Here is a 26,627-nt window from a genome sequence, read left to right as displayed (position 1 = left end):
GAGCATATATAATGCTCGGCCTCTAAATGCTATTGTTGATTAATTATTACCTTTATATTATTTCTATCAGGGCCAATAACGCTAAATGTATAATTACCCTGCTCAGCAACGCTCAAAGCTATATTAGTACCCACCGCTTCCAGTAAAGTCAGTTCACCTATATTTACAATTGGGGATTCACCTACACCACCGTAATCAACGGTACTCCAATCCTCAGAAGCCACTTTAAACTCATAATCACCCGCTTCTAAAGCTAATGACGTTGTATAAGTAGCATTACCCTGATAAATAAGTGGGTTATCCGTACTCCATTCATTTAAATTGCCTCGAATAAATACTTGCGTATCAGCAAACATTTCCGCATTTAAAATGATTAATGTAACGGCGCTTAAATCGCTCGCATCCAATACAAATTGATATTCGCCATCATTAGCAATATCTATAGTCATATTTGCGCCACCAAGTGCTAATAGTTTAGCTTTGCCTAAAGTTGCACTAATATCGCTATCAGCAGAGCCATAATCAACCGAACTCCAGTCTTCAGAGGCAACTTTAAATTCGTAACTCCCTGCAGCGAGAGTATTAGTAAAAGTATAAATACCCTTTCCTTTGTAAATCAGTTCGTCTGTGACTCCCCAATTATTTAATGTACCTCGCACAAAAATGGCATTACCAACAAATGGCTCCTCGTTATAAATTTTAAGTGTTGGGCTCTCCTTATCGCTAGCATCAAATACAAACACATAAGTGGCATCAATAGCGGCAGTAAAAGTCATGTTAGACCCACTAGCTGTTAGGGGCTCACTTTGACTTTCAATTACTTCTTTATCAGCATCTGATAGCGCACCAAAATCGACAGTAGACCAATCTTCTGAGGCTATTTTAAATTCATAGTCACCCGCACTAAGCGTAACAGCTAAGCGGTACTCTCCATTACCAACATATTCAAGTACATCACGAGTACCCCAATCATTTAACGAGCCGCGCACATAAACGGCAGTACTCGCAAAAGGTACTACATCGGGGGCGCCCACCGTTGCATTAGCACTTAACCCTACACCTTGGCCATCGTCTTGCGGCTTAACAAATACCGCCATTGTGTATGCTGGTACGTTAAAGCTACCTTCACCATCTCCTTGAGTAAAAGAAGCTGCAGCCATCATTGGATCAACACTATCTTTAAGTATACTGTGTAACTCAAAGCCATTCGCCGTTGGTATGCTATGAGTAAGCAACTGCTCGGTGCTATTAATAACCACAACGAGCGCATCGTTGTTTGCATCAATGTCGGTTAATCCTTCGCCATCATCAATACTCATAACAATTAAGCCATGTTGCTGGTTTTTGCCCACATTATGAAAACCAACACGTTCTATTACATCTTGCTCTGTGGTTAATCTAAATAGTGGGCTAGCACTGCGAATAGCTAAAAACTCTTGAAAAACCCCACCAGCATAAGCAATATTTTGCGGTTGTGCAGCAGCTTGAGGATTACCCGAAATAGGCATTATTTCAGACCATTTTTCTTGATTTTTTTCAGCGTTAGGTAAACCAATATTCCAATTATTATTTTGCTTAGTTAAATCAACTGCATTAAACCAATCTCCAGCATTGTAGCTATCACGATCCATTGATTTTGAACGCAGTAAATCAGCGCCCAGTTGCATAAATGGGATACCTTGGCTCACAAGTGGCACTGCGAGCGCTATATTATGGGCGCGTACACGCTGTTCAATACTCATGCTTGCAATATGCTTGTATTGCAGTTGATCCCACAAGGTTTCGTTGTCATGTTTAGAAACATAGTTAATGCTATCGGCAGGATCAAGTGCATACGCTGTTGGCTGAGTATTCCACGTAAAGCTATTGCCCTTCGCTGAATTGCCTTTAAAGTCTTTTAGAATATAGTTTTGTAAATTGCCAGCAAGCGATAACCGCAATGTATCTTGCTCAGCTAAATTACCATCGGTTGGGTTATTGCTAAACAATGCTCCACCTCGAATAGCCTCGCGGATACGGTCGTTAAAGGTACCCACCTCTGAACCCGCCATATCGGCTTGTTTTGCTTGCGTAAATAAACGGTTATTAGCTACTTCACCAAAGTCCCAACCTTCGCCATAAAAATAGTTATCTGCATCGATTGCTTGAACCGCTTCACGCGCTGCTAAAATAGATGACTTAGGCATATGCCCCATCACATCAAAGCGAAAACTATCATAACCAAAGTCACGGGCTAAAATCACTAATGAATCAGTGACAAACTTATCCATCATGACATGCTCAGTGGCGATGTTTTCACAACATGTTGATTGCTCAATGCCACCACTCACTTCGTTGTACCTGTGATAATAGCCGGGTACTAATTTATCAAATACCGACTTATCCCAAATACCTGATGCTGTTGTATGGTTATAAACAACATCCAGCACGACTCTTAAGCCAATTTCTTGTAGCGACTGCACCATAGCGCGCGTTTCAACTACGCGAGCAATACCCTCAGCCGTTGAGGCATAAGACCCTTCAGGGGCAATAAAATGATGCGGATCGTAACCCCAGTTAAAACCATCTAGATCACGCATAGCACTGGCAAGTGCTTGGGCATCGTCAGAGCCTGGTAAATAACTTTGTAGCAACTGGACAATAGTGCTGTTCTTGTCTTCTGTTTTACAAGCGTCTGCTTCATCATTTATACGTTCACATAAATTACCTAACGTATCGGTTATTTCAACTCGCTCTGCGGCATTTTCTTCAATAGTGCCAATGTCTGTCACTGGTAGTAAATGAAAGTGAGTTAAACCCTTATCAGCCAACTGCTTAAGATGCTGCATTGGCACGCTTTCGCGCTCTGTAAATGCAAGGTATTTACCGCGATTTGGTGCACTAACACTGGTATCGCGCACACTAAAGTCACGTACATGCCCTTCATAAATAATCGCATCTTCTGGATTGGTAACGGTCGGTATACTGCGTTCATCCCAGCCCTGTGGTTTGGTGTCATCGTCATTTAGGTTGATTAGCTGCGAATACAAGCCATTGCTTGATACATTGAGTGAATAGGGGTCTGTACTCCATAAACTTTCAATCGCTTTAGTGATTGGGTGATATACATCAAACGCAAAACGGTAGTAATGGCGATCGTATTTAGTATCTAAGCTGATAGACCAAATGCCAGTATTACTATCAAATAGCATTGCACTGCTATGCACTTGTGCTTTATCGGCATCAAACACATTAAGTATCATATTATTGGCCGTAGGTGCCCATACTGATACATCAATTGCATTGTTATTGTAATTAACGCCTAGTAGCGCCTCGTTAGCATCATTTTCATTTTGCGTATAAAGCGCATCTAGTGCTTTTGCTGTTTGAACGTAACTTGCTTCAAGAAGTTTGCCATCAACATCAAAACCCGCCACTAGCAGTTGTTGTTTAATTAATTGCTTAGCGGCCTCTGCATCCCAGTTACCTTGATAAGCGGTCCAATCACTCAAGTGCGGTACTTTTAGTGCTTGCTCATCGGTTAAGTTGGTTTGTATCAACTCAATGCTTTGACCATTTAATCCAGTCTCTTCATCAACCTTTAAATCTGCGCTTGCAGAGCTATATAATTTAATGATTTGACTCAGTTCATTACTCGGTTTGTATAATACTGTATTTAAATCTATCCAATGTGCAGAAGCCCCTGCAATAGCAACCGGACGCTCACCTAAATTTAAAATAGGAAACTCAAAAACAGACGGCTCACCATGTAAAGTAAAGTTCATACGCTGAAATTTTTCGTCGTCTTGCATTAATGGCATTGTTAAATCAACATCACCAAATGCCTTACCATCACCTTCTGTGCCTATATGAATAATAAAATTAGCGCACTCGTTGTAATCGGCTTTGAGCTTTATAATCCAATAAGCACCATAATTCGGATCTATCCCATCATGCACATGGCCGTTTTCCCAATCGCTCGTATCAAAAGGCGGTGCAAAAGCATCGCACACATCGTTATTCCACGAATGCAATCGGTAACCTTCATAGTTAGCGTCTGTTACGCGGTTATAAAATAAAATTGCCTCATTATCGCCAGGAAATACAACAGGATCAGGTAACGTTGGATCAGCGCCAACAATACAGCTTTCATTTTTTTCGTCGGGAACAGTTGGCGCTGCGCATTCAATCGGCTCAGGATCGACACACTGTGTGCCAGTTTCGTTTGGTACTTGAGGTACATTACAAGTGAGTAACACTTGCCCCGATTTCACATCATCACCACTGCCACATCCAACTAATAGCATTAAGTTTAAGGCGACTAAGAAGTAACTATATTTTTTAATTTTTTTCATTTTTAAACGCTCCAACTTGCTAAATTAATGACTATAAGTAAAACCAAGATAAAGCTGACGACCAAAGTACTGAGTCGTACCGGTGCGTTGCTTTGTGCCAAAGTAGCTTTGGGTCGGTTCGTCTGTCAGGTTATTAACTTGCAAAAGCATTGTGAGGGAATCAGTAAGTTTGTATGACGTTTGAAAATCTATCACCGTTTCAGAGTCAAAATTAACAACTTGTTCGTTGATAGCGACTTGCTCAGATACAAATTCATCACGATAACGTGCATTTAAACGTGTTTCGAAGTTGTTATTTGAATAAAACAAAGTCGCGTTAACTACATTATTTGAAAGCCCAGGTAAAGATTGCGATACGGTATCGCCTCCTAAACTGGTAATAGACGAGATTTCGCTCTCGGTGTAAGAGTAACTACCGTTGATCCCTAACCCATTAAATGGCTCGGGTAAAAACGTAAATACATGGGTATAAGCTAACTCTAACCCTCTAATATAACCGCCCTTGCCATTGTTAACGGCGGTGGTGTAAATCCCATTGGTTGTGGCAACTTGTTCACCACTTATTGGGTCTTCAATAAAATCAGGTACGTTAAAACCATTGCCTTTAAAGTCGAAGTTTTCGATTGATAAGGTTTCAACAAACGAGTCTATGTTTTTATAAAATAGGGCTGCGGCTACAGACCCGTTACTCTCTTCAAAATAATATTCGTAAGATAAGTCATATTGGTCGGCATAAAAAGGCTTTAAAAATGGGTTGTTATTGCTCGAACCATTAATGACCCCATCATCACTTACGTTAGCACTGGCATCACCGGCAAGGCGGTTTATTGGTGCTCGCGACATCACTTTAGCGGCAGCAAACCGCAATTGAGAATTGTCATTCAATTGCAGGTTTAAATTAAGTGATGGTAAATAATCGGTGTACTTTATCCCCAGTACATTGGGTGCATAAAGGTCGTTAATAATCCCGTTTTCGTCGACAATATTTTGTGCTCCCAAGCGGGCATCACCATTTACGTTTTCAAGTACGGTTGCCGACTGGTCTGTCTCAATTCGACGTACACCCACGTTACCTAACAACGCTAAACCAGCAACTTCAGTATTTATATTCACCATCACGTAAGCGGCCAATACATCTTCAAACACTGAACCACTTTGCAATAATGTCCAGGAGTAATTACTAGTATATCCTTGGGCGTCATCAACACCGTCTGCATTACCCCATGTTTGCACTGGTTGTGGTGTACCATCTGGAAACCATGCGTTTAGCGCTTTGTCTAAATCAATGGCTAAATAAGAGGGAAAATAACTAAACTCACCTTGCCAATCAACAATTGAGGTCATCTCGTCTGTTAAACGCATCGGAGGCTGTGTTGATGAAAATGCGCCATCATTTCCGTATTCAAATACCGAACGCTTACGGCTATATTCTCTATCAGAATAGCGTGCACCAAACTCAACGGAGCTAAATATATCGTTTTCTAATTCGTATTTAAAGTCGAGCCTAAATGCGGTTACTTCATCTTCGGTTTGATCCGGGTAAATACCGTATTTACTAACCATAACGCGGTTTATATCGCTAAATGCAGCGGCTTGATTAAAGCCAACATCGGGTAAACTTAGGCCATTTAATTGATAGTTAATCGCAACGTTCGTATCAAACACAGGGGCTTCTGCGTTGGCATCTTCAGCTACTAAGCTCCATAACAAACCATTTCTAAAGTTACTTTTAGCGCGTGATAATGACACGTCTGCATTAACGCTTAAACGATCATTCACTTGCCAATCAGCGTTAACACCAAAGCTATCTACTTCGTCAAAGTCTTGGTTATCATCATTTACTATTTCAACGCGAGTATAGCTTTGTGAAGTTCGATTTACAGCAGCGCCAATAACTGTATTTCCATCAAGCTGAGGATTTGCATATGCTGCAGAAGGGCCACCTAACTTCACCCTAAAACCACGAGCAAATGACTTTTTATCAAATCGAGATAAAAACGCATCCCCTTTAAGTCTAAAGTTATCAACAGGTGCCCACTCTATTGCGGCTAAATAACCATTTCGAGTTTCTTCTCCACCTGAGTGCTGTAGTTCAAAGCCTTCACTTATGTATTCGTTTGCTGGATTTTGCGTTGGCCCATTAGTGTCGTTAGCGAGCCCATCAACATCTTTAGTATCATTGTAAGCAAGGCCAATAAACTGAGTTGCGACGCTTGGCTGAAATAATCGCGCATAACCAAGTGCTACGCCAAGTGTGTCATCGAGGTATTTACCTTGATATGAAAAACTAATCCGGTCGCCAAACTCCGTTGCATCAAATACCTCTGACGCACGGTCGTTATACATGCCTCGCACATTGGCTACAAATTTATGCTGTTGTGAATTATTTAATGGGCTTGCTGTTTCAAGTTCAACAGTGCCCGCTACACCGCCTTCAATTAAGGATGCTTTGGGTGATTTATATACCGCAGCAGAACTAATAAGTTCAGAAGGGTATTGGTCAAACTCAATACTACGACTACCACTGGTCGATACTTGCTCGCGACCATTTAATGTCGAAAAAACAAAGCCGCCCGAAAGCCCACGGATGTTAATTTGTGCAGCTTGGCCGCCGGTTCTTACCGCCGATATACCAGGTAAACGCGTCAGTGCATCAGCCATTGATATATCAGGTAAAGCACCTAAGTCATCCGCTGATATTTGCTCCGATACCGTATCGCTAAAGCGCTTTTGATTCAAAGACTGTATTAAGCTGCGGCTAAAGCCGCTCACTTCAATTACTTCTAAGTCTGCTTGAACTTTTTCAGGTTTACTTTCGTCCTTAGTTTGGCTTTCATTCGCTATTGCGCTATTTGCAGCAAATAATGCCAGCATTAGCGCGCTTAATTTGAATTTTTTCATGTGTGCGTACCTTTTAGTTATTGTTATGCGTTATGTCAGTCAGTGCAGTTAAAACATAACCAACAAAGTGTAACTAAAAGGTAATCAAATTGTGATGAATACGTATGCATCATAGAGGGCTTTGGCTGTAGCTATTTTGTACAAATAATTCAGCAACAACCGATTATAAAACTACAAACCAATTACCACCCTTATGGCTAGGGCAATAAACACAACACCCAGTATTTTGTCTAACCACGGGTTTTGCTTAGTAAAACCAAAACGATTTTTAGACACCTCAGTTAGCACTGCAACTAATAAATACCAACCAGTATCAATTACAAACACGGTTAAGCACATAATAATACCAATGCTTAAAGTGAGGTTTTGCGGATCTATAAATTGTGAGAACAACGCTAAAAAGAAAATCGCGAGTTTAGGATTTAAAAAAGCAATCGCGAATCCATCTTGTAGCGCTTTACTCGCACTTACTTCACTCTTTTGTACTTGCAGCTCGTTATTACTTGGTTTTGCTAGCAGTATTTTTAAACCTAAATAGGCTAAATACGCAGCGCCTAAATACACCAATATTTGGTATAGTGTTGGAAATTGAGCCATTAATGCTCCTAAGCCAAGTAATGAGGCAGCAGCATAAAGCCCAACGCCAATACCATGACTGAGCGCAGCAAGCATACCGTTTTTCATGCCACCACTAAGCGTGTGCTTTAACACCACCGCAAGGCTTGGCCCTGGCGACATCGCGCCCATCATGCATACCAATGCCAAACTCAACCAAACAGATAAAGCCATTTATGTTCCTTATAACTTATGGTTTTCAATAGCTAATCCGCATACGTACTTACCTATGCTTTTTTATTTAACCTGAACTCTGGTTAAGAAAGTTACTAACGCATTGAATCATAATGATATTTAAATTTATTTTCTCTAGCCAGAGATTTTCAGTGAAAACAAGGCGAATTTACGCGTCAATAGCGGGCCTATTGCAAGTAAATTCAACGCAGTTAGCGCTGAAAATAGCTGCTCAAGATAGATTTATTATCCAGAATTGAGGTTATTTACTATCTAAAGTATATTCAAAGTCATAGTAATGAATACCTTGCTCTATACGAATTTTCATACTGCCGCTTAAGCCTTCAAGCTCATCAGTACCTGAATCGGGAATGACGTTTAAAATAAGGCTATCTTGACCTTTATTCATAGTGCCAAAGTGTTGCAGTACAAAGCTGCCTTTTTTGCCTTCAAGCTCCCCAACTACTTGCTCAATAGCAACATAACCTGCACTGCCTTGCGTTGGCGTCATAGCACTGAGCATTTCGCCTTGGCTGGTGGCATTTAAGCTACCTTTAAATGTTTTATCTATCGACATACGCCCTAAATTAATGCCTTGCTGCCCTTTGGCATAACCTTCAATGGGCGCTAAAGTGACTGTAAATTCACCGTTTATTATATTTGTAGTCATAACGAATCCTTATTGATGATATTTAATACTATTGATTTTTAATTCGATGATGCCATATCTATACCTTAACCTTCAAAAAGAATCCACTATGTCAAAAGAAACATCTATAGCCGAAAAAGCTGCGTTTAGCAGTTTATTACCTGTTTTTGCGTTTATTAAACCGTACAAATGGATGGTAGTCGCCGCCCTAGCTGCGTTATTAGTTACCGCAGGCGTTAACTTGTCATTAGGGCAAGGTGTTAAATTTGTTATTGATCATGGCTTTATTGCAGGATCAAAGGCCCAATTACAGCAGGCCGTATTAGTACTTATTGGTTTAATCAGCTTATTAGCAGTAGGCACTTTTAGCCGTTTTTATTTAATGTCGTGGATTGGCGAACGAGTAAGTAACGATATTCGAAAAGCCGTGTTTAATCGTATTGTAACGCTGCACCCTAGTTACTTTGAAGAAAACCGCAGTGGCGAATTAATGTCGCGCTTAACAACCGACACCACTTTATTGCAGTCAATCATTGGCTCGTCATTTTCCATGGCACTGCGCAGCGCACTGATGTTGGTAGGTGGTTTAGCCATGTTGTTATTCACTAATTTAAAGCTCACTTTAGTGGTAGTTGCCTGTGTGCCGCTGGTGTTAGTGCCAATGATGGTGTTTGGCCGTAAAGTACGCAAACTTGCCAGCTCCAGCCAAGATGCGATTGCCGATATCAGCACTTATGCAGGAGAGATCATTCAAAATATTAAAGTAGTGCAAAGTTATAGTCATGAACAACGTGAGCAAGCCGCATTTGCCGTTGAAACCGAAAAAGCCTTTAAGGTTGCGAAAAGCCGTATTAAACAACGTTCATTTTTAATTGCAGCGGTGATATTTTTAACCTTTAGCGCCATTAGTGTGATGCTGTGGGTCGGTGGTAGTGATGTACTGGCAGGGACTATGAGTGGTGGTGAGTTAGGTGCATTTGTGTTTTATGCCATTATGGTGGCAATGTCGGTAGCAACGGTGGCCGAGGTCTATGGCGAGCTGCAACGCGCGGCGGGTGCCGCAGCAAGACTACTTGAATTACTCGCGGTAAAAAGCGAAATAGTTAACCCAGTACAACATCTTGATGACCAGTTACACAACAATACTGATTTAGCCGCCATAGAGCTCAGTAGTGTTACCTTTAACTACCCGTCTCGCCCTGATGTTAGTGCACTTAAAAATGTATCACTCAGTATTCAACAAGGGCAAACCGTGGCGATTGTAGGCCCTTCTGGTGCTGGTAAAACCACGTTATTTGAATTACTACAACGTTTTTACGACCCTGCCACTGGCGCTATAAAATTCCATGGCATTGATATAAAAGATCTATCACTGAATATGCTACGAAACAGCATGGGCATGGTGGCACAAAACCCGATATTGTTTAGCTCTGATGTGATGCATAACATTCGTTATGGCAACCCAGATGCAACCGATGAACAAGTATATGCCGCAGCCAAACACGCTCATGCCGATGAGTTTATTGCGCAACTACCTAATGGTTATGAAAGCTTTTTAGGTGAGCAAGGAGTGCGTTTATCTGGCGGGCAAAAGCAACGCATTGTGCTTGCGCGAGCAATCTTAAAAGATCCTGAAATACTACTGCTTGATGAAGCAACCAGCGCCCTTGATGCACAAAGTGAGCATCATGTGCAAGCCGCGCTGGAGCACTTAATGCAAAACAGAACCACCTTGATCATTGCTCATCGCCTCGCCACAGTAAAACATGCAGATATGATTGTAGTGATGGAACAAGGAGAGATAATCGCAACAGGGACTCACCAACAATTGCTAGCGAGTAATCCGCTTTATCAAAAATTATGTGAATTGCAGTTTAATCGAGATTAACAGGCTACAGAAGGCGAGTTTTGAAAGATAAGCTGACAACTCATCACTAGGCGCTTGCAAAAAAAAGTGGCAACAAGTAAGGATGTAGTTGTAGTATCTGAAACTTTTCATTTATTTACTAACAAAAATGGGGAATACTATTATAACCTTACAAAATAAAATAAAGTTTTATGTTAAAATTTATATTTTCCTTATTATTAATATTATTTTTACCACAATCTAAAGCGTTTACTTTAATTGAAAATGTGACCATTTCGAACGAGCGGATAACAATCCCTATAAATGGTTATAATGATCCTTTAATATTTGCTTCTGTACCGACTTACAATGATATAGAGCCCGGTGTAATTTCAATATCAAATGTCACTACAAATAGCTTTGATGTTCAATTCAAAGAATGGCCATATTTGGATGGAATTCATGGCGAAGAATTTGTGTCTTTTCTTGTAATTGAAAAAGGGCGTCATCACCTTGAAGATGGAAGTATTTGGGAGGCAGGAAAATTTTCATTGAAAACAAATTCCTCCCACATCTTTTTTAATGAGAGTTTTTTCATATTCCTGGAGTGTTCCTAAGCGGCCAAACTCAAAATAATTCAGATGCATATTCCTTAAGAGCCTCAAGTGTATCTAGGCAAACTTTCGGGGTTAGTCTTAACAAGCAAGAGTCAAGTACTGCACATTTTGAAGAGGAAATAGCCTATCTTGCAATATACAAAGACTCAAATGCTGGAAACACTGATGAGGGACTAGGATATAATTTAGTACAAGAAGCTATTAATGAGTTTGGCTTTCAAACAAGAAATGGCAATTTATTTTTACAAGAAGAACAATCCAAAGACACAGAAACTAATCACCTTCTTGAAGTTGTTAGTCTTTTAACCCTTAAAAATAAGTTATTTGGGCAAGATAATACTAACTATGGTAAAGACACAATATCTTTACGAGTTGACTCATCGAGCACAATTAAATTTATTCCAGGTGAAACTACTGGCCAGTTTGGCAATATTGCTTTAATTGGTACTAATGATTTGACTGAAACTTCATATTCGGCTAGCCACAGCTATGCTCTAGATAGTCCATCAGGCGCATTTGATGGTTACAACTCCTCAATCAAAGTGAATACAGACACCATTTTACCAAAAATAAAACGCGGAATTTGGCTTTCAACTATAGTTCAGGAACATTGGTTACAAGTGGCATTTAAAAATCGCGCTTATATCACATCATTTAGAGTTATGTTGTATAGCGGCGCATCTGATCCAGGTATGGGAGTTAAAGATGTTACCCTTCAAGTTTCCGATGACAACATAAACTTTCTAGATCACGAATCTTTTAATATACCAAAAACCCTTGACAATATTATTGAACTTTCAACACCAGCTATTGGGAGATATATTAGGCTCAAAATAAATACTACTCACGGCCACAGCTACAGAGCAATAGGTGAATTAGAGTATTATGGTGGCTTTGTAGCTACAAGCACTACAGAACAGCCGGAACCAGAACCTCCATTAAGTAACGCTGTGACATGTGAAACTATAAAACAAGAAAACCCTCAAGCTCAATCTGGTATTTATGAAATCGATCCTGATGGTGATAATGGAATTACACCATTTTATGCTCAATGTGAAATGGACCACCTCGGCGGTGGTTGGACTTTAATAGCTCATCATAAAGACGGATTGGACGATATTGCAATAGCCTCGCCACTAACAGCTAATGAATTAGGTGTGATTTCAAATACTCATTGGCATGCAATAAAAAGCAGTATGACAACTGGTATGATGTTTATTGATGAATATGGGAATGTTTCTAAGCTAAGTAAGAGCAAGCTTGATAATGCTAATTGTGTATCACCAAACGAAGTTACAGATTTAAGTCATCCTCCTCTCGCTTTTGATACTGCTGTAATATGGCAAGATGAAACTTCTGGCTGTAGTTTATCTGGCCTTGATTACTCATTTGTCAGCTTAAGTATAGAATCAACTAGCCGAGGTGATAACTACACTAGCATCGGCGCAGCACTTTACCAAAACAGTATAAAGTTTGATATTTGGCCATATTTTAACAGTCAATATAGTGGTGCAGAACAAGATTCTTTATTTTACTATGTCAAATAAGCAAACAATGATCTGCAGAAGTAATCGTAATGCCTAAGGTACACTCCTTAATTTTGTGAAGTTCACATGCTTGCAGTGAAACTAAGTTCAGTTTCGTTGCAAACATGTGTATGCACCCCACAATAAAACTGCAGTTAACCTTCGGTATTTGGTACGATTTGAATTTCCACGCGGCGGTTTTGCGCGCGACCGTTGGCGCTGTCGTTACTGGCGATTGGGCGAGTTTCGCCGTAACCACGTGTACTAATACGCCCAGCTAGAATTTGCTGATTCACTAAGTAACCTTTCACACTCTGCGCACGCTGTTGCGATAACGTCATGTTGTAGCTATCTTTACCTGTGCTATCGGTATGGCCTTCAACACTAAGGTAAGTTTTTTCGTACTTGTTCATTACTTTTGCAATCGCGTTTAACGTGTCGTTAAAACCTGATGAAATATAAGATTGATCCGTCGCAAAGGTAATATTTGATGGCATAACCAAACGTAAGTTGTCGCCTTCACGCACAACTTCAACCCCAGAACCCGCTAGCTCATCACGAAATGCTTCTTCTTGTTTATCCATGTAGTCGCCAACAGCAGCGCCCGCAAGTGCCCCTATTGCTGCACCAATAAAAAAGCGTTTATCTTTATGGTTACTCGTAGCTTTACCTAATACGCCACCTGCAGCAGCGCCAATTGCTGCGCCTTTACCTGCGTTATTCATTTCACAACCTGAAAGCAATACAGCTAATACGGTTACGCTTAAAAGTGATTTAGTTAAAGTCATGATGTTACCTATTCAATAAGAATTTAGCAGGAGTATGCAAATACACGTATGAACAAACTATGAAGAGAGTGCTAAAAGCAGCGCATCTTGCTTGATTGTTAAACAGACCTCAAACTAATGTGCCGTTTTAATAAAAATGTCATACTACGCTGTGACAATTTAATGAATTTTACAAAGGATATTGGCGCAATGTTAATTGCTATTTTTAGACAATTTTTTTTACTAGGGTGCATGAGTTTTGGTGGCCCCGCTGCGCATTTGGGTTACTTTAAGCGCCACTTTGTAGATACATTAAATTGGCTAACTAGTGCCCGTTACGCACAGCTTATTAGTTTAAGTCAAGCACTGCCAGGGCCTGGCTCTAGCCAAGTTAGTTTTGCGATTGGTGTTGAGCGGGCTGGGGTACTTGGTGGTATAGCTGCTTTTTTAGGCTTTACTCTGCCTTCGTTTTTAATAATGGTGCTGCTTGCGGTTAGTGCCCATCAGTTTGATGCTGTTTACTTTGCTATTATTGCAGGCTTAAAGTTATTTGCCGTTGTTATAGTCGCTGATGCAACACTTAGTATGGCTAAAAGCTTTTGTACAAGTGCTGCGCTTAAGTTACTTGCGGTAATGAGTACACTTGCTTTGGTGTTATTTCCAATGATGGGAACTCAAATAGCAATTTTAATCACCGCTGCCACAATAGGTGCTATATGGCCTTTATTAAAACTTGGCACAGTAGCAAAAGGTGCTAGCAGTACAAAAAGTAATATTAATTGGATTGCACTGGGGTTGTTTGCGCTCTTACTTGGTGTTAGCTTTATTCCACTAGGGTATGAGTTTGCTTTGTTTACCCCTTTTTACCAAGCGGGTGCAATGGTGTTTGGCGGCGGACACGTAGTACTGCCGGTACTTCAAGCTGGCGTACCAGCATTGAGTGATGATCAGTTTTTAAGTGCTTACGCGAGCGCGCAGGCAGTGCCTGGGCCTATGTTTACTATTGCTACTTACTTAGGCGCACAACTTACTACTGAGCAACCTCTAGTGGGCGCCCTTATAGCTACACTGCTTATATTTATGCCTGGTTTTTTACTTATACTGGCGTTTCAGAAGAGTTGGATTAATTTGGCAAGTAAGCCACGTTTTGCAAGTTCAATAGCGGCGCTTAATGCAGCGGTAGTCGGTTTTTTAGCGGCTGCACTGTATTCGCCAATTTGGACATCGGCTGTGCATAACTTTTGGCAAGTTGCGTTAGTAATAATTACATTTGCATGGCTGCGATTTAAAAAGCCACCTATTTGGTGGCTCTTAGCTTTATTTATTGCTGTGGGTCTTTTACAACACTATTTGCCATCACTCTAAATGTTGGCTTATCTGTTTGTTGCTCGTTAGGTGGGCTTAATTGTCCACTTACACTTTGATACGCTCTAAGCCCAAACACGGGTAATACCGCAAGTAAATGATCCATTATTTCGGCTTGTAAATGCTCGTACGAAATCCAGCGTTTGTCTTCACTAAAGCAATAAAACTCAATAGGTAAACCATGGTTTAGTGGTTGTAGCTCTCGTACCATTAACGTAAGCGACGTATTAATTTTACTGTGCTGTTTTAAATAGCCTTCAGCATAGCGACGAAACAGCCCTAAATTAGAAACTTGCGCAGGTAGTGTCGTTACTCGGATATAGTCATGTAGCGGAATAGCCGCATCAATTTGCTTTCTAAACTCATCACTTACTAAACAAATACTGTGCATATCTATATTAAGTGAACGTTTAATACGCCTACCGCCCGACTCTTGCATCCCGCGCCAGTTTTTAAACGAGCCCGCCACCAACATATAAGTTGGAATAGTTGTGATGGTATTATCCCAGTTACGTACTTTTACTGTGTTTAAACCCAAATCAATCACTTCGCCATCGGCGCCGTAGTTTTCTACTTGGATCCAATCACCATACGTTACTAAACGATTTGCAGCTATTTGAATGCTCGCTACAAAGCCTAATATGGTGTCTTTAAATACTAATAATGTAACCGCAGCAATAGCACCAAAACCAGAGAGAATATAAGTGGGTGACTTCTCAAGAAAAATGCTCACAATTAAAATTGCACACACAATAAAGGTGATTAGCTTAACAACCTGAATTAAGCCCTGAATAGGGACTTCACGAGCAAATTCAAGTTGGTTATAAATAGCGCCAGCAATACTCACTATGCTGCTTATAATAAAGCCGACGTAGATAATTAATAAAGCCTGCCCCACCGTTTTTAATATTTCGGCGGCCAATTCGTTAACCGGATAAACACTGTCGAAGGTCGCTAAAAATAAAACACAACAAAGCAACCCTGCAATACGTTTGTTGAGCTTGGTTAACATTGGAGAAAGTGCACCAATCCGCTCGGGAGAAAGCTTAGTTACTATTTTTTGAATGCCTGGCAACATTAAACGACGCGTAAATAAATACAGTACTAATAGAGAACATACGCCAATCGCAGTAGCTGTAATTGAGCTCAGGAAATCTGCATCGGGCACTTTATCAAACCAAGGAGTAATTAACTCCTGTAGGTGGGTGTTGGTCATAGTGTTTCAATTTCCTTACTGATTTGTGGTTCAGGTAAATTTTGCTGAGCATAAATATCGGCAAGCTGCTGATCTTTAGCAACCCATAGCTCATTCACATAATGCTGAAAATTAACTTTAAATACGTCATCGCTTTGATAGCTGCCCTGCATTTTCTCATCAATAGGGATAACCTCAATCGACACATAAATAGAATCTAACTCACCTTTTAACAAGTTACGGCAAACATGATCTGTTTTGCCGCTATATACTAAACTTGTATTAAGCATGGCATCAAATTGATCGGCTAATACTTCAAGCGCAAAAGCAATGCCGCCCGCTTTAGGTTTTAATAAATGCTTAAAAGGACTTTGTTGCAGATTATGTTTGGCTGGTGTATAGCGTGTACCTTCAACAAAATTAATGATGGTAGTAGGATGATGACGGAAATTACGACAGCTATGTTTAGTTCGCTCTACATCAAGCCCTTTGAGTTTAGGATTTTTAGCAAGCTGCGCTTTGCTTACCCGTTTCATAAACGGCATACCCATAGCCCACGCACCAGTGCCAATAAAAGGAACGTATTTTAATTCATCTTTTAAAAAGAACTTAGGGGCAGGCAAAGCATGTAATGAGCTAAGTACGGTTATATCTAACCAACTCGCGTGATTACAAATAAGTAAATACCAACTTTTTGAGTTTAAGTCGCCACTTATATCAACCACAATATTAGGGCAACCTAACCAAAGCCCTAAACGATTGCCGTTACACCAACCACGATAAGCGCTGTGCAATATAGAATTAACAATAGGTAGAGGAAGCAATAACTTAATAAGACCCAGCATTAATACCAGCGACCCAAAAAGTATGACATTAGAAAACAACACGCAGCCTACAATTAAGCCGTTAAGCCAATTTGGTAACCACTTTTTTAGCATAACTGTAAGCTCATATTTTTTACCTTTTCTTTATGGTTTTTCGAGCGATTGCAATGTTTGCTCTTTATTTTCCCATAAACGATTTAACTCACTTTGAAAGCGAATTCTAAATTCAGAATCACCGGTGTAGTCACCAATAAGCTCTTCGCTTACCGGCCTTACTTCCACGTCTACGTTGATATTTTTTACCTTACCACCAGCAAAATCCATAAAAGTAGGGATGCCATCGGGGTAATGAATTGTGACGTTAACCACTTTAGTAATTTGCTCGCCCATTGCTTGCATTACAAAAGCAATACCGCCCGCTTTTGGTTTTAATAAATGTGGGAACGGGCTATTTTGGCGCGCATGCTTTTGCGTAGTAAAACGAGTGCCTTCAACAAAGTTAACCACACTTACTGGCATCTCTTTGAATTTTTCGCAGGCTTTACGCGTAGTTTCTAAATCTTTACCACGCAGCTTTGGATTCTTTTTTAATTGGCTTTTACTTGTGCGCGTCATAAACGGGAAATCAAGCGCCCACCAACACAAGCCTAAAATGGGCACATAAATAAGCTCCTTTTTTAAAAAGAAGTTTAAAAATGGAATTTTACGATTAAACACGCGCTGTAATACTAAAATATCGACCCAGCTTTGGTGGTTTGCTATTACTAGGTACCAATCTTTTAGTTTTAGGTCTTCAAGGCCAGTTACGTTAAGTTTTGTTGGCGTAAATAACATTTGATTTAAGCTATTAAAAGTGACCCAAATAGTTGCACATTGTTTAGCAACCCAGCTCATTAATTTTTGCAGTGGCTTAATAGGGATAAGCTTTATAAGCCCACAAATAAAAATAGGCACAAACCAAAAGAGTGTGTTTATTGCGTACAAAATAATACTAAGTACACCGCGAATAACTGACATTACTTCTACTTCCTTTAAACATGGCGCAGCAACTAATACTGCGCTTTCAGTTGCTTACAAATTAATCTTCAAAATAGGTATAACCTTCAAGGCCTGCATTAAGCTCAGCTAAATAACCTTGTTTACACTGCATCGATACATCAAGTTTATTAACTTGGTACGCAAAGTTGTCAGCTAAAATGGCGCTATCATAGTCAACAAACTTTAATACATCCTTAACGCTATCACCTTTTATGGCATTGGTTAACACATAACCTTCGTCGTTAAGCTCTACATGCACCGAATCGGTATCACCAAATAGGTTATGTAAATCACCTAAAATCTCTTGATATGCGCCCACCATAAACATCGCAATATGGTATTGCTCGCCGTGTTTATATTCTGGTATTGGTAGGCTAGTTTCGATACCAGCACCTTCAACGTATTCGCGGATTTGCCCGTCAGAGTCACAGGTAATATCTTGAATAATCGCGCGCTGAGTCAATGGCTGAGTTAAATTTTCGATTGGCATCACCGGAAACAACTGCTGAATACCCCATACATCAGGCAATGACTGAAATAATGAAAAGTTAACAAAGAGTTTATCGGCCAACTTTTCGTTTAAATCGTCGAGCACTTCACGGTGCGCGCGCGCGTTATTACTAAGCGATGCACGTACACGATGTAAAATAGTAAAATAAAGCTGCTCTATTTTTGCCCACTCTAGCATGCTTACTAAGCCATGCACGTACTGATCGTGCGCTTCGCTAAATAAGTGCATAGCGTCGTGATAAATCTCTAATGCCATACGCGGGTTTAAACGCTGTAAACACTGCCACATTTCATCAAGCACTAATGCGCTATTTTCAAGCGGTGGCTCTGGATTTAAATGATTTGGCGCTTTTTCTACGTCTATTACATCGGTAATTAATACCGCATGGTGAGCCGTTAAAGCACGCCCAGATTCGGTGATAATAGCCGGATGGGTAAGGTTATGTTGGTCGCACACGTCTGCAAATGCATTCACTACATTACGCGCGTACTCTTCTACTGTGTAGTTCATTGAACACGCACTGCGTGAGCCAGAGCCCTCGTAATCAACGCCTAAGCCGCCGCCCACATCAACGGTATTTAACGGTACATTTAATTGTGTAAGCTCAGCAAAGTGGCGTGCGCATTCACGTAAGGCACGGTGAATATCACGAATATTGGCAATTTGAGAACCAATATGAAAATGCACCATTTGCATTAAGTGCAGCTTATTATGCTTTTTAAGCACTTCAACAGCACTTAGTACTTGGCCTGCCGTTAAACCAAACTTGCCTTTTTCGCCGCCCGTGTTTTGCCACTTGCCTTTACCTACTGAGTTTAGGCGAATGCGAATACCAATAGCCGGTTCAATGCCTAGGTTGTCTATTTCTTCAAGTAGTGTGGTCAATTCTGAAAGCTTTTCTACCACAATTTTTACGCTGTGGCCCATTGCTTGACCAATACACGCTAAACGTAAAAACTCACTGTCTTTATAGCCGTTACACACAATAGTAATTGGCTCTTTTGCTACGCCCAAAATAGCCATAAGTTCTGGCTTTGAGCCTGCTTCTAGGCCAACAAGTCCGCTTGGATGCGCTAATAGTTTACTGACTACAGAACGTTGCTGATTTACTTTTATTGGGTAAACACAGGTGTATTTACCGTTATATTCACGATTTGCTCGCGCTTGCGTAAACGCGTTAGTAAGTGTGTCTACACGATTTTTTAAAATATCGGTAAAGCGCACTAAAACCGGCAACGTTAAACCTTGTTGTTTAAACTGCTCTGTTAATTGCGTTAAAGAAATGGCCGGTTTTGTTTGGTCGCCATCTGGGTAAGCTACCAGTTCGCCTTGTGCGTTAATATCAAAATAACCATCACTCCAATGAGCAACGTTATAAGTGGCGCGTGCTGTTTCTAAACCCCAGGTCATGGCAACTCTTCTTTAGTCAATTAGGTATAAAGCCGCATTTTAATACGTCACTATCCACTAGGCTAACAAAAATTGAACTTTCACTCACTCCTAACTAACTTTATTCGTTAAATCAGTTAAAATGTCGTTGAGCAAAACGCCAAGCACTGGCAGAATTGCCCCTTTTTCATACTCAACCTAAAAAGTGTAATAGCAACTATGGCAAATTTAGATCAAAGTAAGTGGTTTACTGAAATTAGCGACCGCGATGGCAGCGCATTTTCATTACGTATTAATAAAAAGTTAGATGAAAAACAGTCTCCTTTTCAAAAGGTAGAAATGTTTGAAACCACAGACTTTGGTAATTTAATGATCATCGACGGGTGTACTATGGTCACAACCCGCGAAAACTTCTTTTATCATGAGATGATCAGCCACCCTGCACTTTTAGCGCATCCAAACCCTAAAAACGTGGTTATTATTGGCGGCGGCGACTGCGGTACTTTACGCGAAGTATTAAAACACCCAGGCGTAGAAACTGTAACGCAAATAGATATCGACGAAGTAGTGACGCAAATGTCGTTAAAATACTTCCCAGAGCTTTGTGAATCTAACAACGACGCCCGTGCAACGGTTATGTTTGACGACGGTATTAAATACATGCGCGAAGCCGCTGGCGAATCTATCGACGTGGTTATTGTTGATGGCACCGATCCGGTGGGTCCAGGTGAGGGCTTATTTAACCATGCGTTTTACACAAGCTGTTTAGATGCACTGCGCTCAGGTGGTATTTTAGTACAACAAAGTGAATCGCCACTTATGCACATGCCATTATTAGTTGAAATGCGCGAAGCAATGCTAAGCGTAGGCTTTAACGATTTACAAACACTGCCATTCCCACAACCAATTTACCCAAGCGGTTTATGGTCAGTAACACTTGCACGTAAATCACAAGCATTTAACGGTTTCAGAGAAGACGGCGCAGCACAAATAGCCGAGCAAAGTGAATACTACAACAGCGGTATTCACCATGGTGCACTCGCTACACCTAACTACATGAAACGCGCATTCGATAAAAAATAGTCCCATTCACTTAGATATAAATTGCATTAAAAAGGGGCCCTAATAGGCCCCTGATTGTTTTAATAGCTCACTGTTTAAACTTTAAAACGATGCACTAAACGATTTAACTCATCGGTTAATTGTTCCATTTTTTTAGATACATCTTCAGTTGTTCGTGCAAGTGCAACACCTTCAACAGTTTGATCATTTAGTGATGATAAATTTTGACTTATTTCGTCGGCGACCGTAGTTTGCTCTTCTGTAGCCTGCGCTGTTTGCATTGCCATATCGTTCACTTTAGTTGACGAGCTTTGCATTGCATTAAGTACATCATTAGTTTGAGTAAATGACCCCACAGCATCATCAGCAAACTGCTTTCCTTCATCAATTGCTTTTATAGATTGCTCAACACTTGTCGCAAAGTGCTCAATCATTTGTTGAATATCGTTAGTGCTGACCTGTGTACGTGTTGCAAGCGTTCTGACTTCATCAGCAACAACAGCAAACCCTCGGCCATATTCGCCAGCACGTGCTGCTTCAATTGCTGCGTTTAATGCTAATAGATTGGTTTGCTCCGCAATAGCACGAATAACCTCTAATACTTTGGCTATGTTATCTGAACTTTGTTGTAGTTCAGTTGAGCGCGCCATCGCCTGATCCATATTTTGTGAAAGAGAAACAATACGAGCGCTCGAATTAGCAACGGCAGTTAAACCTTGTTGCGCCAAATTTAAAGAGTTATCAGCCTCACTCGAAGATTGTTGAGCAACTCCTGCAACTTCTCTACTTGCTACACTCATTTCATGTACAGCACTGACTATAGACTCAGAAGCCTGACCTAAAGCTTGGTTTACACTGTTATTTTGATTCGCAACCTTACTTAGCTCTGCACCTAACGTATTTAGTTCTTTTGATTGCTCTAAAATATCGCGAATGAGCTGCTGTAAATTATCTAAAAAGCCATTAAAACTAGTAGCAAGATCTGCAAACTCATCTTGAGATGTTACTTGTATACGCCCCGTTAAATCACCATCCCCCGATGCAATATCATTAATACGTTCTGTAACATAATTAATTTGTTGCGTTAACTGTTTAGGTATTATATAGCTAAACCAAACGGCTATTAATAAAATAATTATAACGAAAACTAACATCATCAACTTAGTCGACTCTATTTTTTCGGATAATTTATTAATTTCTTGTTCGGAAGTTTTTTCAGCTAACTCTCCAGCGCGGTCAAGCCTTACTCTTAAATCAGCAAATGTCTGTTCCGATTCAAACTGTTTTGCCTCACTCTTATCAGCCATATAATCGTTAGAAGCATTAAACCAAGCGTTAAAAGTAGCATCAAAACTTCTAAATTCATTTTTGATTTCAGGAAAATCAGTGAGAAGTTCCAGATATTGCTTTAATTTTTGTATTACTTGCGCTGCATTTTCTTTGTAGTCTGCCTTATATTTTTCAATATCATTAGTATGCGAAACAAAGTTTAACTCTGCGAGCTTAGCTTGATATAAGTCACGATCCGCATTTAATGCGAGTGAAGTTGCCTTAATAAATTTTTCAGATTGCACATCCAATGCATTTTTTTGTAGATTAATTAAATGGGTGTAGCCAATAATTAACGACAATACTGCAATTCCTAAAATCACTATAGGAAAAGAAACTTTAACGCGAATACTATGCAAATTCATTTATCACTCCTGACGGGATTACACACTATAACTAAGTTTTAAAAAGGCAACACATGCATTAAATTTATAATTTCCATTGCATGTTAAGCATTACTTGCTGTTGTGAAATAGACTGTTTAAAACCAATTGCAGCTCTATTTTCAACTACACTTTTAAGAGTAGCTCCTTCAACACCTATTTGTAACTTTTCACTCAACTGATAACGCCATGTTGCAGTTATACCTTCACCATGACTGCCATTAGGGTCAAATACAGTGGTATCGTTATCTGTAACTTTAAAATAATCATAACGCAACGATACTCTGTGCTTACCTTCTTTATGACTAATCATTAAATAATGACTATAGTATGTATTGTCTATTAACGCATTATATCCCATTTCAGTTTTACCACTTAATACTTGCGCAATGAGGCGTGTTTTTTTATTTAACTTATAGAGCCATGCGGCGCTGGTAAACCGAGTATCCCACGCATATTGTCCTGAGCTAATATTAAGCTTGGTCGGATCGCCATTGTTATCATAATAATAAATTCGAAATTGTGATTGTTTTAAGTAATCCCAGTGCATACCCACATAATAACCAAAGCGACCATCCACCTCTTCAAACGGTAATACTTGGTTAGCTTGCCAACGTAATTGGGATTCATTTAATGCTGCTATAGGTGCAAACCTGACGCCTTCGTTAAATGTTGTTTGCCTGTCATGTAATGCAAAACCACGCCATGCGAGCAATGTACCTGCGGGATCATTTCCTTTAAATGTAGCTCCTATAACGCTAAAGCCATGTGCACTATTAAAACGCTTTGCAGGTCGCTTTATAGTAACCTCAACTCCGACAGTACGTAGTTCTTCACCAATCCAACTATTAATTGCTGAATTTGTATAATTATATGGCGACGTCCAGCCAATATCTGGGTTTTCTAAAGACATTAATGGATAAAAGCCACCTACACGTACATGCCATTTATAGTTACTGTTAGATAACGGTTGGTACTTTATGTAAGCTTGCGTTAAACCTAAAGCCACATCAGGGTCTTGATTTATATTCAGTACACCATGAGCCGACCAACTAGATGCTAAATCAACATTAAAATCTAAAATACCTTGTGATAAAATAAGCTCATCGCTTTTAGCATCGTGCCGATACAATCCAATACCGCCCTCTTGAAAACTAAGCGTATCATCACCTTGCACTGCTCTAACTTGTATTAAGCCTTTTACCTGTGCACTTAACGCACCACTAAAAATACAATACAACACAGCAGTGTCAGCTTTAGTAAGTTATTAGTAATCATCGAATTCGTCCGTGGCAAAATCAATTTGTTCGGTTATAGTTTGCTTTATTTTATAAGTAAGTGGGGCTGAATTTACAGTTACACTCTCTGATTCAACATTACTAATATCACCAAATCCTGAATGCCATACATTGAGAGTGTATTCTCCTAAAGGTGCTGCTAAATCAACCTTTCCTGTTATATCGGTAATAGCAAAAATAGTGCTATCAACCACAACGATATAACCCAACATCCAATCATGAATATTACACCCAAGCTCTACAACACCGGTTTGCTCAAACACCAAGGGCGCTTTAGGTTGTTCTTTATATAGCTTTAATTCGAATGTTTTAGCCTTAGAAAACGAATACACATGATGCATAATAGAATCTGCATTTGGAAACTCCACTTTAGCGTTTTGCGGTACAACTAAAATGCGTGGTGTAAACTCTCTGTTTTTTGACTCATTGCATAAGGCGCATCCGGTGCAATGATTACTTCTGAAGTGTTTTTTGCAGTTAGCCACACGACGGCATTCGCCATTGGTTCATCTTTTGTATTTTTAATTGTTATTTGAATTGCCGCTGCTTGCCAACTTAAAACCATTGATATTATAAAAATTAAATACTTAATCATTCGCTTACCATTCTTATTTTCAACTTATTTATATTATAGACCGGTTAGATTACTTATTTCTTTCTATTTTTTATAACATTGAATACGTATGTAGAAGTTCGTATTCCTTAATAACTGCCTTTATGCTGGTTAATTCATACTGGCATACCAAGGATCTCATAATGAGAACATCAACACTTTTACTTTTAGCTTTTTCGAGCAGTTGTTTTGCTCAAACAGCGACGTTGCAATCTCCTAATGGCAATATAAAAATAACTATATCAGACGAACTAAATACTCCAACATATTCTATTGATTTTAAAAACAGACCAGTAATAACTAGCTCCGCTCTAGGGTTTGAATTTAAACAACAAGCACCTTTTAGCGAAGGCTTTAAAATAGCAAAAACCCAAAAACAAACCGTTAATACTCAATGGCAGCTGCCTTGGGGTGAGCGCCAAACAGTGACTGATAAGCATAATGAAGTTGCCGTAACATTTAATAAATCACAGCCTCAAGGTGGTACTTTCACCGTAAAATTTAGAGCCTTTAATAATGGTATTGGCTTTAGGTACGAAGTGCCTGAACAAATAGGTTTCGAAAAAACAGAAATAACCAAAGAGCTTACCGAGTTTGCAATAGCCGACAGTAACAATGCAACAGCATGGTGGATACCTGCTCGCGGTTGGAATCGTTATGAGTATGTTTATAACACCACCCCGCTTAATGACGCAGCTTTAGTGCACACTCCATTTACCTTTAAAAATAAAGATGGCATACATTTAAGTATTCACGAAGCTGCACTTGTTGATTACGCCGCCATGGTACTTAATCAGCGTCGCCCTGGTACATTTCAGGCAGATTTAACACCTTGGTCAGACGGTATTGCAGTTAAAAAACAAGGCGCATTCAATACCCCGTGGCGTACAATCCAAATGGGCGAACATGCTGTTGATTTAGTTAATTCGGATATTATTTTAAATTTAAACGAGCCAAATAAGCTCGACGATGTATCGTGGATTAAACCTGGTAAATACGTCGGTATTTGGTGGGGAATGCACATAGAAACACAAACGTGGGGGAGCGGCGAAAAACACGGAGCAACCACAAAAACAACTAAATACTATATGGATTTTGCAGCACAACACGGTTTTGATGGCGTATTAGTTGAAGGCTGGAATATTGGCTGGGATGGTGATTGGTATTTTAATGGCGATGTATTTAATTTTACAAAACCTTATGACGATTTTGATATTGCAACACTTGCACAATATGGCAAAGAGAAAGGCGTTCAGCTCATTGGTCATCACGAAACGTCAGGTAATGTGAGCAACTATCGTGATCAAATGGAAGACGCCTTTGCTCTTTACGAAAAATCAAACGTAAGCCAGGTAAAAACAGGTTACGTAGCTGATGGCGGGAATATTAAACGCATAGATGAAAACGGCATAGCTCGTCATGAATGGCACGACGGCCAGTTTATGGTTAACGAGTATCTTTACAACATAAAACTTGCCGCAAAGCATAAAATTAGTATAAATACCCACGAGCCGATTAAAGATACGGGTCTGCGCCGTACCTACCCCAATTGGATTGCGCGTGAAGGCGCACGTGGACAAGAGTTTAACGCATGGGGCTCCCCGCCTAATCCACCTGAACACATACCAATGCTTGCCTTTACCCGCATGCTTGCAGGCCCAATGGACTTTACACCTGGTATTTTTGATATGAGCTTTAATGGCTTAGGTGATGACACAAATCGCCCACAAACTACACTTGCCAAACAGCTGGCGCTTTATGTTGTTTTGTATAGCCCAATTCAAATGGCGGCCGACTTACCTAAAAATTACTTAGCGAAGCCCGACGCATTTCAATTTATCCAAGATGTTCCCACCGATTGGCAGCAAAGTATTGCCCTAGATGGCGAAGTAGGAGACTTTATTGTATTTGCCCGCAAAGAGCGTAAAAGTGGTAAATACTCAGGAAACGATTGGTACTTGGGTGCCGTTACCGATGAAAAAGCCCGTACGATTAAAGTAAAACTCGATTTTTTAGATCAAGGCAAAAAATTTGAAGCACAAATTTATAAAGACGGTGAAAATGCCGAGTGGAAAAATAACCCATACGATTTAGCTATCGAGAAACGTATTGTAACTGCAAACGATAAGCTTACTTTAAAACTAGCAACAAGTGGTGGTACAGCAATTCGCTTTAAAGCACTTTAAATAAC

At 40.0% G+C, this 26,627-nt stretch carries 16 protein-coding genes and 2 pseudogenes; 6 read left to right on the top strand and 12 right to left on the bottom strand.

The window, feature by feature from the left end:
- Nucleotides 1-29 precede the first annotated feature (29 nt).
- From P4S71_RS10190 to P4S71_RS10175, 4 genes are all read right to left on the bottom strand, one after another.
- Nucleotides 30-4,334 (bottom strand): alpha-1,6-glucosidase domain-containing protein, encoded by a 4,305-nt coding sequence (locus P4S71_RS10190; RefSeq protein ID WP_337150612.1) that lies wholly within the window; start codon nt 4,332-4,334, stop codon nt 30-32.
- 24 nt (nt 4,335-4,358) lie between these two features.
- A complete protein-coding gene (locus tag P4S71_RS10185) occupies nt 4,359-7,235 on the bottom strand; it encodes a TonB-dependent receptor (RefSeq protein ID WP_337150611.1) in 2,877 nt (958 codons plus the stop codon).
- 171 nt (nt 7,236-7,406) lie between these two features.
- Nucleotides 7,407-8,024 (bottom strand): LysE family translocator, encoded by a 618-nt coding sequence (locus tag P4S71_RS10180; RefSeq protein ID WP_096792286.1) that lies wholly within the window; start codon nt 8,022-8,024, stop codon nt 7,407-7,409.
- A 262-nt stretch (nt 8,025-8,286) separates the two neighbouring features.
- Nucleotides 8,287-8,694, bottom strand: coding sequence for a DUF3224 domain-containing protein (locus P4S71_RS10175; protein ID WP_096792285.1), 408 nt, complete (start codon nt 8,692-8,694; stop codon nt 8,287-8,289).
- A gap of 88 nt (nt 8,695-8,782) precedes the next feature.
- On the opposite strand from P4S71_RS10175, the gene P4S71_RS10170 reads away from it, so the two are divergent.
- The 3 genes from P4S71_RS10170 (at nt 8,783) to P4S71_RS10160 (ending at nt 12,683) form a co-directional block, all read left to right on the top strand.
- Complete coding sequence (locus tag P4S71_RS10170) at nt 8,783-10,561, top strand: ABC transporter transmembrane domain-containing protein (RefSeq protein ID WP_033038283.1); 1,779 nt, start codon at nt 8,783-8,785, stop codon at nt 10,559-10,561.
- A gap of 170 nt (nt 10,562-10,731) precedes the next feature.
- Nucleotides 10,732-11,136, top strand: coding sequence for a hypothetical protein (locus P4S71_RS10165; RefSeq protein WP_337150610.1), 405 nt, complete (start codon nt 10,732-10,734; stop codon nt 11,134-11,136).
- Nucleotides 11,127-12,683: a fibrinogen-like YCDxxxxGGGW domain-containing protein gene (locus tag P4S71_RS10160; protein ID WP_337150609.1), complete on the top strand. Its 1,557-nt coding sequence runs from the start codon at nt 11,127-11,129 to the stop codon at nt 12,681-12,683. Before P4S71_RS10165 ends, P4S71_RS10160 begins: the two co-directional genes overlap by 10 nt.
- A 134-nt stretch (nt 12,684-12,817) precedes the next feature.
- Here the strand turns inward: P4S71_RS10160 and P4S71_RS10155 are convergent, their stop codons facing one another.
- Complete coding sequence (locus P4S71_RS10155) at nt 12,818-13,450, bottom strand: OmpA family protein (protein WP_337150608.1); 633 nt, start codon at nt 13,448-13,450, stop codon at nt 12,818-12,820.
- 189 nt (nt 13,451-13,639) lie between these two features.
- Between P4S71_RS10155 and chrA the strand changes: the two genes are divergently transcribed.
- Nucleotides 13,640-14,794, top strand: coding sequence for a chromate efflux transporter (chrA, locus tag P4S71_RS10150; RefSeq protein WP_337151612.1), 1,155 nt, complete (start codon nt 13,640-13,642; stop codon nt 14,792-14,794).
- Here chrA and P4S71_RS10145 read toward each other — a convergent pair.
- The 4 genes from P4S71_RS10145 to speA all read right to left on the bottom strand — a co-directional run bounded on the left by P4S71_RS10145 (nt 14,751) and on the right by speA (nt 19,772).
- The gene (locus tag P4S71_RS10145; protein WP_007376437.1) at nt 14,751-16,010 is read right to left on the bottom strand and encodes a mechanosensitive ion channel family protein; all 1,260 of its coding nucleotides are present in this window, start codon (nt 16,008-16,010) and stop codon (nt 14,751-14,753) included. The genes chrA and P4S71_RS10145 overlap by 44 nt on opposite strands.
- Entirely contained in the window at nt 16,007-16,927 is a 921-nt protein-coding gene (locus P4S71_RS10140) for an acetyltransferase (RefSeq protein ID WP_096792280.1), read from the bottom strand. Before P4S71_RS10140 ends, P4S71_RS10145 begins: the two co-directional genes overlap by 4 nt.
- Before the next feature lie 30 nt (nt 16,928-16,957).
- Complete coding sequence (locus P4S71_RS10135) at nt 16,958-17,830, bottom strand: acyltransferase (RefSeq protein ID WP_337150607.1); 873 nt, start codon at nt 17,828-17,830, stop codon at nt 16,958-16,960.
- A gap of 61 nt (nt 17,831-17,891) precedes the next feature.
- Nucleotides 17,892-19,772: a biosynthetic arginine decarboxylase gene (gene speA, locus P4S71_RS10130; protein ID WP_337150606.1), complete on the bottom strand. Its 1,881-nt coding sequence runs from the start codon at nt 19,770-19,772 to the stop codon at nt 17,892-17,894.
- 198 nt (nt 19,773-19,970) lie between these two features.
- Here speA and speE point away from each other — a divergent pair, with 198 nt between their 5' ends.
- Nucleotides 19,971-20,834, top strand: coding sequence for a polyamine aminopropyltransferase (gene speE, locus P4S71_RS10125; protein WP_337150605.1), 864 nt, complete (start codon nt 19,971-19,973; stop codon nt 20,832-20,834).
- A gap of 74 nt (nt 20,835-20,908) precedes the next feature.
- Here speE and P4S71_RS10120 read toward each other — a convergent pair whose 3' ends face one another.
- The 3 genes and pseudogenes from P4S71_RS10120 to P4S71_RS10110 form a co-directional block, all read right to left on the bottom strand.
- Nucleotides 20,909-22,507, bottom strand: coding sequence for a methyl-accepting chemotaxis protein (locus tag P4S71_RS10120; protein WP_337150604.1), 1,599 nt, complete (start codon nt 22,505-22,507; stop codon nt 20,909-20,911).
- Nucleotides 22,508-22,571: 64 nt separating this feature from the next.
- A pseudogene (locus tag P4S71_RS10115) lies at nt 22,572-23,803 on the bottom strand (hypothetical protein).
- Nucleotides 23,793-24,418: pseudogene (locus P4S71_RS10110) on the bottom strand (methylamine utilization protein). The pseudogenes P4S71_RS10115 and P4S71_RS10110 overlap by 11 nt, the downstream one beginning before the upstream one ends.
- A gap of 161 nt (nt 24,419-24,579) precedes the next feature.
- Between P4S71_RS10110 and P4S71_RS10105 the strand changes: the two are divergent.
- A complete protein-coding gene (locus P4S71_RS10105; RefSeq protein ID WP_337150603.1) occupies nt 24,580-26,622 on the top strand; it encodes a glycoside hydrolase family 97 protein in 2,043 nt (680 codons plus the stop codon).
- Nucleotides 26,623-26,627: the final 5 nt, after the last annotated feature.

It is taken from the genome of Pseudoalteromonas sp. B62 (genome assembly GCF_037162565.1).
In the GTDB taxonomy this organism is placed as follows: domain Bacteria; phylum Pseudomonadota; class Gammaproteobacteria; order Enterobacterales; family Alteromonadaceae; genus Pseudoalteromonas; species Pseudoalteromonas fuliginea.
This window is presented reverse-complemented; position numbering and strand designations above follow the sequence as displayed.